The sequence below is a fragment of the Ralstonia sp. RL genome (assembly GCF_001683835.1).
Taxonomy (GTDB): domain Bacteria; phylum Pseudomonadota; class Gammaproteobacteria; order Burkholderiales; family Burkholderiaceae; genus Ralstonia; species Ralstonia mannitolilytica.
The window spans coordinates 1-14,864 of record NZ_LWRX01000169.1; the positions used below are offsets into that span (position 1 = coordinate 1).

The 14,864-nt window shown below is 67.1% G+C and carries 13 protein-coding genes and 1 pseudogene; 6 read left to right on the plus strand and 8 right to left on the minus strand.

Features of this window, described 5'->3' with window-relative positions:
* The coding region (locus A6M56_RS16285; protein ID WP_286758245.1) for a diguanylate cyclase domain-containing protein at window positions 1-2,818 on the minus strand (2,818 nt) is incomplete at its 3' end.
* 293 nt (window positions 2,819-3,111) lie between these two features.
* Complete coding sequence (locus A6M56_RS16290; RefSeq protein ID WP_157774024.1) at window positions 3,112-3,258, minus strand: hypothetical protein; 147 nt, start codon at window positions 3,256-3,258, stop codon at window positions 3,112-3,114.
* Between the two features lie 79 nt (window positions 3,259-3,337).
* On the opposite strand from A6M56_RS16290, the gene A6M56_RS16295 reads away from it, so the two are divergent.
* The 5 genes from A6M56_RS16295 to A6M56_RS16315 all read left to right on the plus strand — a co-directional run bounded on the left by A6M56_RS16295 (window position 3,338) and on the right by A6M56_RS16315 (window position 8,528).
* Window positions 3,338-5,194, plus strand: coding sequence for an ABC transporter ATP-binding protein (locus A6M56_RS16295; protein ID WP_062738762.1), 1,857 nt, complete (start codon window positions 3,338-3,340; stop codon window positions 5,192-5,194).
* Window positions 5,195-5,575: 381 nt separating this feature from the next.
* A complete protein-coding gene (locus A6M56_RS16300; RefSeq protein WP_045219442.1) occupies window positions 5,576-5,887 on the plus strand; it encodes a FeoA family protein in 312 nt (103 codons plus the stop codon).
* 44 nt (window positions 5,888-5,931) lie between these two features.
* Window positions 5,932-7,797, plus strand: coding sequence for a ferrous iron transport protein B (gene feoB, locus A6M56_RS16305; protein WP_102079101.1), 1,866 nt, complete (start codon window positions 5,932-5,934; stop codon window positions 7,795-7,797).
* Complete coding sequence (locus A6M56_RS16310) at window positions 7,794-8,114, plus strand: DUF6587 family protein (protein ID WP_102079102.1); 321 nt, start codon at window positions 7,794-7,796, stop codon at window positions 8,112-8,114. The genes feoB and A6M56_RS16310 overlap by 4 nt, the downstream gene beginning before the upstream one ends.
* 108 nt (window positions 8,115-8,222) lie before the next feature.
* Window positions 8,223-8,528 carry a hypothetical protein gene (locus A6M56_RS16315; RefSeq protein ID WP_063394073.1) on the plus strand — a complete coding sequence of 102 codons (306 nt, stop codon included), beginning with the start codon at window positions 8,223-8,225 and terminating at the stop codon, window positions 8,526-8,528.
* A 4-nt stretch (window positions 8,529-8,532) separates the two neighbouring features.
* Here the strand turns inward: A6M56_RS16315 and A6M56_RS16320 are convergent, their stop codons facing one another.
* The 5 genes and pseudogenes from A6M56_RS16320 to A6M56_RS16340 all read right to left on the minus strand — a co-directional run bounded on the left by A6M56_RS16320 (window position 8,533) and on the right by A6M56_RS16340 (window position 12,115).
* The gene (locus A6M56_RS16320) at window positions 8,533-8,778 is read right to left on the minus strand and encodes a hypothetical protein (protein WP_045219434.1); all 246 of its coding nucleotides are present in this window, start codon (window positions 8,776-8,778) and stop codon (window positions 8,533-8,535) included.
* 98 nt (window positions 8,779-8,876) lie between these two features.
* Window positions 8,877-9,314 (minus strand): ferric iron uptake transcriptional regulator, encoded by a 438-nt coding sequence (fur, locus tag A6M56_RS16325; protein WP_045219432.1) that lies wholly within the window; start codon window positions 9,312-9,314, stop codon window positions 8,877-8,879.
* A 441-nt stretch (window positions 9,315-9,755) separates the two neighbouring features.
* Window positions 9,756-10,982, minus strand: coding sequence for a CynX/NimT family MFS transporter (locus A6M56_RS16330; protein ID WP_102079103.1), 1,227 nt, complete (start codon window positions 10,980-10,982; stop codon window positions 9,756-9,758).
* The gene (locus A6M56_RS16335) at window positions 10,979-11,512 is read right to left on the minus strand and encodes a nucleoside deaminase (RefSeq protein ID WP_308304159.1); all 534 of its coding nucleotides are present in this window, start codon (window positions 11,510-11,512) and stop codon (window positions 10,979-10,981) included. Before A6M56_RS16335 ends, A6M56_RS16330 begins: the two co-directional genes overlap by 4 nt.
* Window positions 11,451-12,115 (minus strand): annotated as a pseudogene (locus tag A6M56_RS16340) (ankyrin repeat domain-containing protein). The gene A6M56_RS16335 and the pseudogene A6M56_RS16340 overlap by 62 nt, the downstream one beginning before the upstream one ends.
* A 99-nt stretch (window positions 12,116-12,214) precedes the next feature.
* On the opposite strand from A6M56_RS16340, the gene A6M56_RS16345 reads away from it, so the two are divergent.
* Window positions 12,215-13,102, plus strand: coding sequence for a LysR family transcriptional regulator (locus tag A6M56_RS16345; RefSeq protein ID WP_045219425.1), 888 nt, complete (start codon window positions 12,215-12,217; stop codon window positions 13,100-13,102).
* Between the two features lie 64 nt (window positions 13,103-13,166).
* Here A6M56_RS16345 and ahpF read toward each other — a convergent pair whose 3' ends face one another.
* Complete coding sequence (ahpF, locus tag A6M56_RS16350) at window positions 13,167-14,741, minus strand: alkyl hydroperoxide reductase subunit F (RefSeq protein ID WP_102079105.1); 1,575 nt, start codon at window positions 14,739-14,741, stop codon at window positions 13,167-13,169.
* Window positions 14,742-14,864: the final 123 nt, after the last annotated feature.

A 14,864-nucleotide genomic window follows, 5' to 3' on the forward strand; every position in this document is an offset into this window, starting at 1 on the left:
ACAGCAGCCGGAACTGGCCGTGCTCCAGTGCGGCCCGGATCTGGTGCTCGAGGTTCAGGCGGTACGACACGCCAATGTCCATCTCGGGCGCGAAGAACTCCAGCCGGTTGCGACCGTTCTGCTTGGCCGCGTACATCGCCATTTCTGCGTGGCGGATCAGCGTGTCGGCATCGGGGCCGTGGGCAGGATATTCCGCCACCCCGATACTGGCGGTGACGAACACCTCGTGGCCTTCCGCCCGGATGGGTTCGGCAAACAGGTCGAAGCCGAAATCCACGCCGCGCGAACCGGCATGCGAAATCACCAGCGCAAAGACATCGCCGCCAAAGCGCGCGACGGTGTCCACCGAATCGGCGGCGTCGCGCAGGCGCTCGGCCACGCGGCGCAGGACTTCGTCGCCCAGCAGGTGGCCCAGGCTGTCATTGACAACCTTGAAGCGGTCGATGTTGACGAGCGCCACGTAGAACCGGCTGCGCTGGCGCGCCGCCATCTCGACCGCCTGCTGCACGCGGTCGGCCAGCAACGTGCGGTTGGGCAGGCCGGTGAGCGGATCGATCGTGGCGTGCTGCGCAAGGCGCGCGCGCGTCATCTCCTGCTCGGTCACGTCGTCCTGAATGCCGACGTAGTGCGTCACCACACCCTGCGTATCACGCACGGGCGAGAGCAGGAAATTGTTCAGGAACGCGTGCCCGTCCTTGCGGAAGTTGCGCAGCAGCACGCGGATCTCGCTGGCGTCGCGCAACGCCGCGCGGACTTCATTGAGCGCCGGCTGCCCTGGCTCGGACGAATGCAGGAAGCGGCAATTGCGGCCGAGCACCTCTTCAGCGCGATAGCCGGTCATCCGCTCGAAGCCCGGGTTCACATAGACGACGGGAAGGTCCGGCTGCTGGGCATCGGCCACGGTGATGCCGGACGGCACCGATTCGACCACACGGCGCAGCAGACGCAGCTGCTCGTCGGATTCGCGTCGCTCGGTGATGTCCTGCATGGTGCCGAACAGCGCGACGACTTCGCCCTGCTCGTTGCGCTCGATGTTGCCTCGCGAGAGCACCCAGCGGCGCTCGCCATCGCGGCGGATCATCTCCAGTTCCAGCGAGTACGGCTGGCCTTCGGTAACGGCGCGGCTCGCGGCCTCGCGCAGGCGGTGGTAGCTGTCTGCGGTGAAAAACTGCGCCTGCTGCGCAAAGGTCGGGGGTGCGCCAGGCGGGGTTCCCGTCAGCACGTACATGCCTGAAGACCACGTGGTGGAGTCGCGCAGCACGTCCCAGCGCCAGCTGCCGAGCTGGGCGATCTGCTCGGCCACGCGCAGGTTCGCCTCGCTTGCGCGCAGCTCCTGCTCGATGGCGGAGCGCTGCGAGATGTCCGTCACGCCGCCCACCATGCGCAGGGCGCGGCCATCTTCTGCGCGATACAGGCTCGCCCGAATTTCCACCGTGCGCGTGGTGCGATTGGCGTCGATCACTCGGCAGACCTGGTGCCAGCTGTCGCGATCGGAATTCAGTGCCGCGCGCAGTGCAGCGCCAAACGCCTCGACATCGTCCGGATGCACGAACTGCTGGAACGTCAGCGTGCGCGAAACGCCGTCCCCCTCGCTGGGCCCGAGCAGCGCATCGCTGCCGAGCAGGCGGTGCAGGCTGGCATTGGCCCACGACTCTCCGGTGGCGATATCCCAGTCGAAGATCCAGTCGTTGGTGGCGCGCGCCACGCGCTGGAAGCGCTCGGTCAGGCGGTGGACCGTGGCGTCATGGCGCGCGATGGCAGCGCGCATCTCGTTGAAGGTGCGCTCGAGCAGCGAGAGCTCATCGCGCGCATCGCCATGCTCGGTGACCCGCGCCGAGAAGTCGCCGCGCGTGTAATGGCGCGCCGCGTCGACGAGCGCATCGATGCGGGGCATCACGAGCCGGCGCATCGCGCCCTGGATCAGCGCAAGCAGCAGCGCCACCATCAGCAGGATCGCGCCGCCGCCGGCCAGCGTGATGTTGCGCTGCTGGCGGACGATATCGCTGGCATCCAACCCGCGCACGACGTGCAGGCGGCCGGCGGCTGCGTGCGGCGGCACCGCCATGGCGGCATAGGCGCGCGGCACACCGTCGGCGTCGTTGGTCAGCAGGGGCCGGCCGGCTGGACCAGGCATGACGGACAGCGCCTCGCGCACAACCGGCGGCATGCCCGCGCGCGCGGGTTCGCCCAGGTGCGAGAGCACGTTGCCGGCTGCATCGACGAGGTAGACCGGTGCGCCCGGCTCGCCGTCCACGGCGGCGGCCATCAGTGCACGCTGGTGCACCGCCGCGTAGGCCACGCCACGTACCTTGCCGTCGCTTCCGACCAGCGCACGGGCGGTGACCAGAACGGGCTGGTGCGATACATGCCCCGTCACAAACGGCGACAGCGCCGGCTTGCCGCTGGCCAGCACGTCTCGCACGTACTGGCGGTCGGACACATCGAGACCAAGCCTGGACGCATCGGGCGCGCAAACGACCTTGCCGTTCGCATCGACGATGCCCAGTCCGGCGAGCGTGTCCTGATTGCGGAAGACGCGGCTGACGAAGCGGCTGCATTCCGTGGCTTCCATGCGCAGCGCCGAATCGTCGGCCACCAGCACGGAAAGCAGCGCGTCGGCATTGGACAGCACCATGCCTACACGCGCGGCGGCGGCTTCGGTCTCGTGGGTCAGGCGCTGGGCGAGATGGTCATTGAGCCGGTCACGGTAGAGCGCCACGCCGGCCGTCGCCACGATGATGGCCGGCAATGCGGCCACCGCGGCCAGAGCGAGCAAGCGGCCGCGCAGCGTGGTGGGAAAAAAAGCGTGCTTCGGCACTTGAATGACCGGTAGAGCCTGATATGGAGAGAGTGTGCACCCTGCATTGGCACGATGCGCGGCTCAACGACCGTTCGAGCGCACGATGCCGATGCGGCATCGTGCCGAAAAACGTTTGACGCAGTGCGGAGGCATTTTGCTTGCAATTCCTATCGCACGCAACTTGTGGATAGCCAGCACACAACTGTGCCCCAGCGCCGCAAGGCGGGGCCAAACAAGCCCCGTGCCCGTACCGCCGGCAGCCAGGCCCTGTACTGGGCAGCGGCGGCATCAGGCGGCTGGCCGCAGAATCGTTAAAACCGTGCGGCGACCGATGGGTCAACGTGCGCGTCGATGGCCCACCGGATCTTGAACACGATGCGCTCGGCGGTCGATGCGGCGCCTGCGACAGCCTCGCTGGCGGCCGTGCTGACGGGCGGCTGCCGAGCAGCGTCCGACACGGAAACCGGGAACGAGTTACCCTTTCCCCCGATCTCCGGCACAGTCTGCCGCGTTTTTCCCCTGCCTTCGGAGGCTCCTTTGCTCCGCGCGTTCGAACACCTGCTCGACCCCTTCCCGCCCGATGAGCCGCCGCTGCCGCCCAAGGGCCTGGCCGCCTTCCTGTGGGCCTGCACCCGCGGCACGCGCCGCTACATCGCGGCACTGGCGTTGCTCAGTGCCGGCGTGTCGGTCTATGAGGCGTGGCTGTTTTCGTTTCTTGGGCAGGTGGTCGACCTGCTGTCGGCATGGCAGGCCGGGCACGAAGCCGCCGCGCAGGCGCAGCGCGTGCTGTGGGGCATCGGCATCGTGCTGGTGGTCAGCGTCGGCCTGGTGGCGCTGCGCACGATGGTGCAGCATCAGGTGCTGGCCATCAATCTTCCGCTGCGGCTGCGGTGGGATTTCCACCGCCTCATGCTCCGCCAGAGCCTGTCGTTCTTTTCGGACGAGTTTGCCGGGCGGGTGACCACCAAGGTCATGCAGACGGCGCTGGCCGTGCGCGAGGTGCTGTTCACCTTCATCGAGATCGTGCTCGCCATCGGCGTGTACTTCATCACCATCATTGCGCTGGCGGGCGGTTTCGATCTGCGCCTGATGCTGCCGTTCATCGCCTGGGTGGTGCTGTTCGGGCTGGCCATGCGCTACTTCGTGCCGCGTCTTGGCAAGGTCGGGCAGGAGCAGGCCCATGCGCGCTCGTCCATGACCGGGCGCGTGACCGACGCCTACACCAACATCACCACCGTCAAGCTGTTCTCGCACACGCGCCGCGAAGCCCATTTCGCCCGAGCGGCCATGGAGGATTTCAAGGACACCGGTTTTCGCCAGATGCGGCTGGTGAGCCAGTTCGAGATCGTCAACCAGACGCTCGTGGTGGCGCTGATCGCGGCGGCGGGCGGTTATGCGCTGTGGCTCTGGCGGGCGGGCGAAGTCGGCACCGGCGCGGTGGCGGCCGTGACGGCCATGGCCCTGCGGGTCAACGGCATGTCGCACTGGATCATGTGGCAAATGGCTTCGTTGTTCGAGAACATCGGTACTGTGCAGGACGGCATGGCCACCCTCACGCGCGTGGCAAAGGTGCAGGACGCACCCGGCGCGCCCGCGCTCCATGTCACGCGCGGCGAGGTGGAATTCGACAACGTCAGCTTCAACTACAACGGCGAACGCCAGGTGATCGACGGCCTGAGCCTGAAGGTGCGCCCCGGCGAGAAGATCGGCCTGGTCGGCCGCTCGGGCGCCGGCAAATCGACGCTGATCAACCTGCTGCTGCGCTTCTACGACGTCGACAGCGGCCACATCCGCATCGACGGCCAGGACATCGCCCAGGTGACGCAGGACAGCCTGCGCAGCGCGATCGGCATGGTCACGCAGGACACATCGCTGCTGCATCGGTCCATCCGCGACAACATCGCCTACGGCCGGCCGGACGCCACCGACGCGGAGATCCGCAACGCCGCCATCCACGCGCAGGCCGAGGAGTTCATCCGCCAGCTCAGCGACCCGCACGGCCGGACGGGTTACGACACTCTGGTCGGCGAGCGCGGTGTGAAGCTCTCGGGCGGCCAGCGCCAACGCATCGCCATCGCGCGCGTCATGCTGAAGAACGCGCCGATCCTGCTGCTCGACGAAGCCACCAGCGCGCTGGATTCGGAAGTCGAGGCCGCCATCCAGGAAAGCCTGGACGCGATGATGGAGGGCAAGACGGTGATCGCCATCGCGCACCGGCTGTCGACCATCGCTGCCATGGACAGGCTGATCGTCATGGACCAGGGGCGCATCATCGAAGAGGGCACGCACGCTGCCCTGCTGGCCCGGAACGGCACCTACGCGCGGCTCTGGCGCCACCAGAGCGGCGGCTTCCTCGGCGAGGAGCAGGATGAGATGTCCGACGCCATCCAGTAGCGCGCGGCCAATATGACGGCGGCGAGCCGGGCCAAGCGGCAGCGGCCATGAAAAAAGCCACCGGATAGCGGTATCCGGTGGCCTCAAGAATACGCTTTGAACGGGGAAGTTCAGCGCGTTTGAAGCATAGGCAATGGCCCTCACCCGCGCCAATACCTAGGATTGGGTAATTTGGAAAAAACCCTGCCTGCGCAGCGGTTTTGCGCCACACATCGGTCCGTGTGTGTGCCTTCGGCGCAACGCCGCCACCCCACGTGGATATCCACCCCGGCGACCGGGTGCCGCAGTCCCGCCACAGTCCGGTTGCGATATAATGAAAACGATTCGCATTTACGTGGCTCTCGCAGCTGCCTTCCAGTTATCACGTTAACGATACGCACGATGCGGCTTTCCGAGCTCTCCCGCCGGGCGACGGCGGTGGTGGATCACGTTGAAGACCGTGAGCCCGCCGATCCCATCAGCCAACGCCTGCGCGAACTCGGCTTCGTGACGGGCGAACCGGTGCGCGTGGTGGCCGTGGGACCGTTCGGCGGCGACCCGCTGGTCGTGCAGGTCGGCTTCACGCGTTTTGCGCTGCGCCGCCAGGAGGCCGATCGCGTGCGCCTGCGCACCGAGGCCGCCGCGCAGCCCGCCACCCCATCGATCACCGCCGCCGAGACGGCGCCGCCCGCCAAGGTGCGCGAGGCGGCCTGAGCCGCCCACGACTGGCCGCGCCCGCCGCCGGCTTATCCGGCTTCATGCAGATGCACGCTTCCTCCTCCTCTTCTTCCTCGACCGCATTGCGCGTTGCGCTGGTGGGCAACCCGAATTGCGGCAAGACCGCGCTGTTCAACCTGCTGACGGGCAGCCGCCAGAAGGTGGCCAACTACGCGGGCGTGACGGTCGAGCGAAAGGAAGGCCGCTTCACCGCGCCCTCGGGCAGGCACGTGCAGATTCTCGATCTGCCGGGGGCCTACAGCCTGGTCGCCACCAGCCCGGATGAGGCCATCACGCGCGACATCTGTCTGGGCACGTTCCGCGGTGAAGCGCGCCCCGATCTGCTGGTCTGCGTGGTCGACGCCACGAACCTCCGTCTGCACCTGCGCTTCGTGCTGGAACTGCAGCGCCTTGGCCTGCCGATGGTGCTGGCCCTGAACATGGTGGATGCGGCGGAGCGCCGCGGCATCCGCATCGACCGCGCCAGGCTGGAAGCGGCGCTCGGTGTGCCCGTCGTGCAGACGGTGGCCATCAAGCGCAATGGCGCGGCCGAACTCGTCGCGCACATCGATCAGGAGCAGTTGCCGGCGGCGCCGGTGGGGCTGCCCGCCGACGCCGACCCGCACGTCGAGGTCAAGCGCCTGCTGGACGCCGCCGTCAGCATGCCGCGCAGCACGGCCGAGCTGGACGACCGGCTCGACCGCATCGTGCTGCATCCGGTGCTGGGCCTGGCGCTGCTCGCCGTGCTGATGTTCCTCATGTTCCAGGCGGTGTTCTCGTGGGCACAACCGCTCATGGAAGGCATCCAGCGCGCGGTGGAAGCCGTGGGCGCGTGGGTCGGCACGGTCATGCCAGACGGCATGCTCAAGAGCCTGCTCGTCGACGGCATCATCGCCGGCACGGGCAGCGTGCTGGTATTCCTGCCGCAGATCCTGATCCTGTTCCTCTTCATCCTGTCGCTCGAGGAATCGGGCTACCTGCCGCGGGCTGCATTTCTGCTCGATCGGCTGATGGCGGGCGCGGGATTGTCGGGCCGGTCGTTCATTCCCCTGCTCTCGAGCTTTGCATGCGCGATCCCGGGGGTGATGGCGACACGGACGATACAGGACCCGCGCGACCGTCTGGTGACGATCCTCGTCGCGCCACTGATGACGTGCTCGGCCCGGCTGCCGGTGTATGCACTGCTGATTGGCGCGTTCATTCCGGTGCGCCAGGTGTGGGGCGTGTTCAACCTGCAGGGGCTGGTGCTGTTCGGGCTGTACATGGCCGGCATCGTCTCGGCGCTGATCGTCGCCTACGTGCTGAAGTACCTCAAGCGCGACCGCAGCGAGCATCCGCTCATTCTTGAGCTGCCGTCCTACCGGCTGCCCAGCGTGCGCAACCTGGCGGTGGGGCTGATCGAGCGTGCGCGCATCTTCCTGCGCCGCATCGGCACGGTCATCCTCAAGATGATGGTGCTGCTGTGGTTCCTGTCCACGTTCCCGTCGCCGCCGGCCGGCGCAACGGGTCCGGCCATCGACTACAGCTTTGCCGGCTACATCGGCCGCGCGATGGAAGTCGTGTTCGCGCCGATCGGCTTTACGTGGGAGATGTGCATCGCGCTCATTCCCGGCATGGCCGCGCGCGAAGTTGCCGTGAGCGCCCTGGCGACGGTGTACTCGCTGTCGGCCACGCACGAAGATGCGGCCGCGCAGCTGGCCCCGGTCATCGCGCAGCAATGGTCGCTGGCCACGGCGCTGGCGTTCCTCGCGTGGTTCGTCTACGCGCCGCAGTGCATCTCGACGCTGGCCACCATCCGCCGCGAGACCAACTCCTGGAAGGTGATGGCGGGCACGGCGGGCTATCTGTTTGCGCTGGCCTATCTGGCCGCGTTTGCCACCTACCAGATCGCACGGGTGCTGACATGAGCGTGTATCACGTGGTCGAAACCGGCGTCGTCGCCACCGTCGTGGCGCTCAGTGCGCTGTCATTGACGGGCCGATATGCGGCGGACATGCGTGCCCGCACGATGGCGCGTATGGCTGGCTGGTGTGACCGTCCGTCGAGGCCGGCATGGATGCGTGCGTTCGGCCAGCGCTTGCTGACCCCCGGCGAGGCACCATCGTGCCATTCGGACCCGCTCTCGGGCAGCGCGTGCGGCAGTGGCTGCAGCGGCTGTGCCTCGGGCGAATCATCATCGCATGCCACCGTCGAACAGCCGATCCGCTTCGTACGCCGCAAATAGCTGGCGTCGACGCCACATCACAACACAACGGGCCCGAATCACGCGGGCCCGTTGTGTTTTTGGAAAGCGCAGGCGTAGACTGGTCCAAACCTGAACGGGGGACGCGTCATGACCGAAGAACTGCTGGTCCAGTTGATTGCGGAAGTCGAGAAGGAAGACCCGGTGGATTTTGCCAACCTGCCCTTCGACGAGCAGATGTTGCGCAACCTGGTCTGCAAGCTGGTGTCGCGCCAGCTGACGCAAATGGAAGATGCCCACTTCAGCCAGGACGAGGTGATCGTCTCGCTCACGGCCAGCATCGCCAAGCTTGTGCTGGAAAACCTCGTGTTGAATGCGCGCCTGCTGGCACAGCAGGGTCACACCGAGACCGCGCGCGAACTGCTCGACCGGATCGCCCGGCAGGCAAGGGGATAGCGGTTCAGCGCGCGACGTTGTACTGCGTGCGCGCCCGCATCAGCAAGCGCTTGGCAACGGACAGGCCGCGGATAGCCGCTTCATCGTCGTCGGTGCGGACATCGAACTCGGCGCTCCAGTTGCAGCCGGTATGGTCGGGGCGATGGATGCACATCGCGCGCAACTCGCATTGCGCGCATTCCGGATGTTGCTGAACGCAGCGGGCCAGCAAGGTCTTGAGTTCGTCTTCGGACTTCAAACGGCGTCGCATCGGCATCTCCTGGGTAACACGGTCTGTTGGAACCGCTGCCGCCAGATGAGTTTCGCCACGATCGCCCCGATGATGTTTCAGGGCGTTACCGCGTCACATCAGTGTGAAGTGCCTGCCGGCGGCTGGCAGGCCGGACACACGCCATACAGCGCCAGCGCGTGGTCGCGCAGCACGAAGCCGCGCTCGTTGGCGACGCGCTCTTGCCGGGCCTCGATGGCATCGTCGTGAAACTCCTCGACACGGCCGCACGACATGCAGATGAGGTGGTCGTGATGCGCGCCCTCATTGACTTCGTAGACCGCATGACCCGCCTCGAACGTGTGGCGCAGCAGCACGCCGGCATCCACCAGCTGGTTGAGCACGCGATACACGGTCGAGATACCGATGTCGAGCTCCGATGTGAGCAACTGGCGGTAGACATCTTCCGCGCTCAGGTGGCGGCCGTGCTCCGTACCGGCAGCGAGGATTTCCAGGATCTTGACGCGCGGCGACGTGGCTTTGAGCCCGGCCCGGCGCAGGTCGGTCGAGTTTGGCATGGCGTTGGGGGCGTGAATGAGGTACGACCGAGGGGGCGGTACTGCAGGCAGAACCAGAAACGGCGGGATCGCAATCCTTCACGCGCAGTCGCTGCGTTCTGAAAAAAAACGGCATGGCTGGCAGCCCGGGAAAGACGCAGTCGGGAAAGCGGGGTCTGAGTGCTTTCCCGACTGTCGGGCGGCTTGCTACGGCCAAACGCTCTGTGTGTCAGAGCGGTCCCCACAAAAGATCGGTTGCCGGGTGCGCCCACCTGATGGAGCACGGCGCACGCGGCGGAATTCGGCTCGACGCGCCGTGCGATGGAGAGGCCGTAGAGACGTTTCCACCGACTGCAGCGCCGTCGATGGACACACTATAAATGCGAATGATTCGCATTTCAAGAATTTCTTGGTGGCCGCGGAAGACCATGCGCCGGGTGGGGTCACCCGGTCGCGCGCAAGTTACACCGGCCCGATTGCGCGGGCATAGCCTGTCGGCGAGAAGCGCAGCGTGGTGGCCATCGACACGACGATGACGCCGATCAGCAGCAGCCACGGCGTCTGGAAGCTTCCCGTAGCCGCGCGCAGCCAGCCGACGACGTAAGGAATGATGCCCGTGATGATGAAGCCGATGCCCTGCACGAACGCGGCGAGGTAGCCGGCGGCACGCGCGTCGGGCAGATGATCGAGCGTGAGCGCCAGGCACAGCGAGAACATCGAGCCCAGCCCGCCCCCGATGAGCGCCACCCACAGCGTGGTCCCCGCCGTTGGAGCGAGCAGCAAGCCCAGCATCCCCCCAAGTTGCAGGACCAGCATCGCCAACAGCCACGGGCGGCGGTCTGGCCAGCGCCGCGCCAGCACCGGCGCCGTGAAGGCACCCAACACCCGGAACATCGTCATCACGCCGATCAGGCCGCCGGCATCCTGCGCGCTCCAGCCCAGTTGACGATAGAACATCGGCAGCCACGCGATCATGCTGGTGTAGCCGCCGTTGGTCACGCCAAAGTAGACGGCCAGCAGCCATGCGCGGCGATTGCCGAAGAAGTTCAGCACCGGCCCGCGCTGCACGGCGGCAGCTGCCTCGCGGGGCCGCGCCGTCGTCCACAGCATCAAGGCGGCCAGCGCAGGCACGGCCCACACCCCCAAACCGACGTGCCAGTCGGCAAGGTGGGCGATGCGCGGGCTCAGCGTGGCGGCAAGACCGCCGCCGGCCATCAGCGACGCGGAATACAAACCCAGCGCCATCGGCACGCGCCGCGGGAACCATCGTTTGACGATGCCGGGCACGAGGGCCTGCACGATGGCGACGCCGGTGCCGGCCAGCGCTGCGCTGGCGATCAGCGACAGGCCATCACCCGCCCACAGGCGCCACGCGCATGCGCCTGCAATGGCGAGCAGGCTGCATGCCACGCCGCGATGTTCGGGCAGCCAGCGCGCGAGCCACGGCAGGAACAACGCCACGCTGCCCATGCACAGCACCGGGATCACGGTCAGCAGCGACGCACCCTGCAGGCCGAGGCCCGTGCCTGAGCGAATCTCCGCCAGCAGCGGCCCGATGGTCGTGAGGATCGGCCGCAGGTTCAGCCCGAGCGCAATCACCACCGCCATGCCGATCCATCCGGCATCGGCCCACGCGGATGGCGCGGCCGATGCGGCCGAGGCCGCGCCCCGTACGGCCGCGTCACTCATGCCTGGCGCGCCTGCCACGCGTCGTAAAGCCCGTGCTCACCCGCAGGTTTCAGCGGGCGCAACTGCAGCTCGCCTGCTTCCGGGGCACGGCGGATCTCGGCGTACATGGCGGCGGTCGACATGCCGAACGCCTCGCCGTCTTCGTTCGAGTACGCAAAGTACGCCGCGCGGATACCGCAGCGGTGCATGGCCGCAAAGCACATCGGGCACGGATGGCCGCTTGCGTACATCACCGCGCCAGTCAGGTCGGACGTGGCCAGCGCGTGGCTGCCCTGGCGAATCGCCTGCATTTCGGCATGCGCGGTTGGGTCGTTGGTCGTGTGCACCTCGTTGACGGCGCGCGCGACGATCTCGCCGTTGCGTACCAGCACCGCGCCAAACGGCAGGCCACCTTCGTTGACGTTGGCGCGGGCCAGCGCGACGGCCTCGCGCATGTGTTGTTCATGGGTCATGGGTTTCTCCAAAAAGTCATCGGGCGCTGGCAGGGACCAGCATGTCGGCGATCGCCTTCTGGCCGCGCGCGCGTGCATGCTCCAGGGGGTCACGCCCCGGCCGTCGGCAAGGTTGACGTTGGCGCCGCGCTCGAACAGCAGACGCACGATTTGCTGATGACGCGGGCCGCCGTCGCCGAACAGGATGGCTTCGAGCAGGCCCGTCCAGCCAAGGTTGTCGACGTGGTTCACGTCGATGCCGGCGTCGAGCAGCGCCCTGACGACCGCCACGTGGCCGCGCTCGCACGCCGGGATCAGTGCGGTGCCGCCGTAGCGGTTGGTGCTCTTGAGGTTGGCGCCGTGTGCGAGCGTCATGCGCAGGATGTCGAGCCGCCCTTCCGCGCCAGCCAGCAAATAGGCGCTATCGAGCCGCGTGTTCTGCGCGTTGACGTTGGCGCCGGCGTCGATCAGCACGCGCGCCGTGTCGACGTGGTTGCCTTGCGTGGCCAGCAGCAGCGTGTTGCCGCCACCGTCGCGCACGTCCACGGGCACGCCCTGCTTCAATTGCTCGAGCACCTTGGCAGTGTCGCCCTGTGCCGCGGCCTTGAGCAGCCATGCGGGCTCGCCGGCTGCCGCGCCGCCTGCGGCCGCGCCCCATGCGCAAGCCAGGACGATCCATCGCTTCCAGACATGCAACGCCATGCTGCAGCCTCGCGCATGTAGTCAACAAGCGGACGATTATGGTTGCGCCCCTACATATGTTCAAATTAAATAGTTGAATCGCACCCAGTGGGTTTCCAAATGATCGATCTGGTCTTGCTGCGCAGCTTTGTCACCGTGGTGGATACGGGCAACTTCACGCGCGCAGCCGAACACCTGCACCTGACGCAGTCGACCGTCAGCCAGCAGATCCTGCGGCTCGAGCAGCAACTGGACTGCCGCCTGCTGGACCGCAGCCAACGCCAGGTGCTGCCCACGGAAGAGGGCGACCGCCTGCTCGGCTACGCCCGGCGGCTGCTGCGGCTGGCCGACGAAGCCAGTGAGGCGCTGAGCCCCGAGCACACCGAGGGGGTGCTGCGCCTGGGCGTGCCGGAAGACCTCGGCAGCGGTGCGTTGATGCCGCTGATTGCCAGCTTTGCGCGCGAACGCCCGCGGCTGCGCCTCGAAGTGGAAAGCGGCCTCTCGCATCACCTGCTGCGCCAGTACCGCAATGGCGATCTGGACTTGCTGCTCGTCAAGCAATGGGGCACCGACAGCGACTGCCATGCACGCTGGGCCGAGCCGATCTGCTGGATTGACAGCGCCGAGCGGCCGCACATGCTGCTGCCCGGGCCATCGCAACCGTCGCTGCCGCTGGTGGCGTTTCCGGTAGGCGCGCTGTATCGGCAGGAGATGCTGCACGCGCTGGAATCGATCGGGCAGGCGTGGCGCATCACGTATTCGAGCCCGAGCCTGGCAAGCCTGTGCGCGGCCGTCAGCGCGGGCCTGGGCGTAAGCCTGCTGCCGGCCAGCTGCGTGCAGCCCGGGCACCGCGTGCTCGGTGCGGCGGATGGCTTTCCGGAAATCGGCGGGCTGGAACTTGCGCTGTTTGCGCGGCCCGACCTCGACAGCGCGGGCCGCGTGCTGCGCGATCGCCTGGTCGACATGTGCAGCGCACGCGCACAGGCGTTGCTCTGCGCCGCAGGCTGAACGCCAAAGAAAAAGCCGGACCCGCTTGTCGCAAGGTCCGGCTTCGTACGGCTTGGGCGCAGGCTTATGCCGCCTCGGCCAGCGGCACGCGGATGAGGTGGTCGAATGCCGACAGCGCGGCCTTCGCACCATCGCCGGTGGCGATGATGATCTGCTTGTACGGCGTCGTGGTCGCATCGCCTGCGGCAAACACGCCTTCCGCGCTGGTCTGGCCGCGCGCATCGACGACGATCTCGCCAAAGCGGTTGCGCTCCACCGCGCCATCCAGCCATTCGGTGTTGGGCACCAGGCCGATCTGCACGAACACGCCTTCGAGCGCGATCTCATGCTCGGCGCCGTCCACGCGGCTCTTGTAACGCAGGCCGTTGACCTTCTGGCCGTCACCCGTGATCTCGGTGGTCTGCGCGTTGGTGACGATGGTCGCGTTCGGCAGGCTTTGCAGCTTGCGCACCAGCACGGCGTCCGCCTTCAGCTCGCCGGCAAACTCGAGCAGCGTGACGTGGCTGACCAGGCCGGCCAGGTCGATGGCCGCCTCCACGCCGGAGTTACCGCCGCCGATGACGGCCACGCGCTTGCCCTTGAACAGCGGGCCATCGCAGTGTGGGCAGTACGCCACGCCCTTGTTCTTGTATTCCTGCTCGCCCGGCACGTTGACGTTGCGCCAGCGCGCGCCGGTCGACAGGATGACCGAACGGCCCTTGAGCACCGCACCGTTGGCCAGCGTCACCTTGGCAAAGCCGCCCGGCTTGTCCGCAGGGGTCAGCTTGACCGCGCGTTGTGCGTTCATGATGTCGACCTCGTACTGACGCACGTGCTGCTCCAGCGCGGCGGCAAACTTCGGCCCTTCGGTCTCCTGCACGGAGATGAAGTTCTCGATGCCCAGCGTGTCGAGCACCTGGCCGCCAAAGCGCTCGGCCACCACACCGGTGCGCACGCCCTTGCGCGCCGCATACACGGCCGCAGCGGCACCGGCCGGGCCACCGCCGACGATCAGCACGTCAAACGCTTCCTTGGCAGCCAGCTTCTCAGCGTCACGCGCGGCGGCGCCGGTGTCGATCTTGGCCAGGATCTCTTCCACGCCCATGCGGCCCGTGCCGAACATCTCGCCGTTCAGGAACACGGTCGGCACGGCCATGATCTGGCGCGCCTCGATCTCGCCCTGATACAGCGCGCCGTCGATGGCGACGTGCTGGATGCGCGGGTTGATGACCGACATCACGTTCAGCGCCTGGACCACGTCCGGGCAGTTCTGGCACGTGAGCGACATGTACGTCTCGAAGCGGAAATCGCCTTCGATGTTGCGGATCTGCTCGATGACGTCGGCATCGAGCTTGGGCGCATAGCCTCCCACCTGCAGCAGCGCCAGCACGAGCGAGGTGAACTCGTGGCCAGTCGGCACGGCCGCAAAGCGCACGCTCACGTCGGCGCCGGTGCGGCGGATCAGGAACGACGGCGCGCGCTCGGCGGCATCGCGTTGTTCGGTGAGCGAGATCATGCCGGACTGCTCGGCCACGTCGCGCAGCAGCTCCATCATGTCGCGGGAGCCCTCGCTGTCATCGACGTTGGCGACCAGCTCAATGGGCTGCACGAGGCGTTCGAGGTAGGCCTTCAGTTGGGCCTTGACATCAGCATCCAGCATGACGACTTCCTTTTTGTTCGTTGAATCCGTGACAGGGCGCGGCACATGCCTGCGCCCTTAAGCAAACGGCCGGCAGAGCCGGCCGTTTTTTCTGCTGCATTCCTGCAGCAAACAGCCTCACAA

What these genes read in the sequence shown, in the direction of transcription:
- A6M56_RS16320 (WP_045219434.1), bottom strand. Translation starts at nt 8,778, where the DNA reads ATGCGACGCCGTTTGAAGTCCGAAGACGAACTCAAGACCTTGCTGGCC.
- A6M56_RS16335 (WP_308304159.1), bottom strand. Translation starts at nt 11,512, where the DNA reads ATGCACGCGCGCGCGGCCAGAAGGCGATCGCCGACATGCTGGTCCCTG.
- A6M56_RS16345 (WP_045219425.1), top strand. Translation starts at nt 12,215, where the DNA reads ATGATCGATCTGGTCTTGCTGCGCAGCTTTGTCACCGTGGTGGATACG.
- A6M56_RS16315 (WP_063394073.1), top strand. Translation starts at nt 8,223, where the DNA reads ATGACCGAAGAACTGCTGGTCCAGTTGATTGCGGAAGTCGAGAAGGAA.
- A6M56_RS16310 (WP_102079102.1), top strand. Translation starts at nt 7,794, where the DNA reads ATGAGCGTGTATCACGTGGTCGAAACCGGCGTCGTCGCCACCGTCGTG.
- A6M56_RS16330 (WP_102079103.1), bottom strand. Translation starts at nt 10,982, where the DNA reads ATGAGTGACGCGGCCGTACGGGGCGCGGCCTCGGCCGCATCGGCCGCG.
- A6M56_RS16300 (WP_045219442.1), top strand. Translation starts at nt 5,576, where the DNA reads ATGCGGCTTTCCGAGCTCTCCCGCCGGGCGACGGCGGTGGTGGATCAC.
- fur (WP_045219432.1), bottom strand. Translation starts at nt 9,314, where the DNA reads ATGCCAAACTCGACCGACCTGCGCCGGGCCGGGCTCAAAGCCACGTCG.
- feoB (WP_102079101.1), top strand. Translation starts at nt 5,932, where the DNA reads ATGCAGATGCACGCTTCCTCCTCCTCTTCTTCCTCGACCGCATTGCGC.
- ahpF (WP_102079105.1), bottom strand. Translation starts at nt 14,741, where the DNA reads ATGCTGGATGCTGATGTCAAGGCCCAACTGAAGGCCTACCTCGAACGC.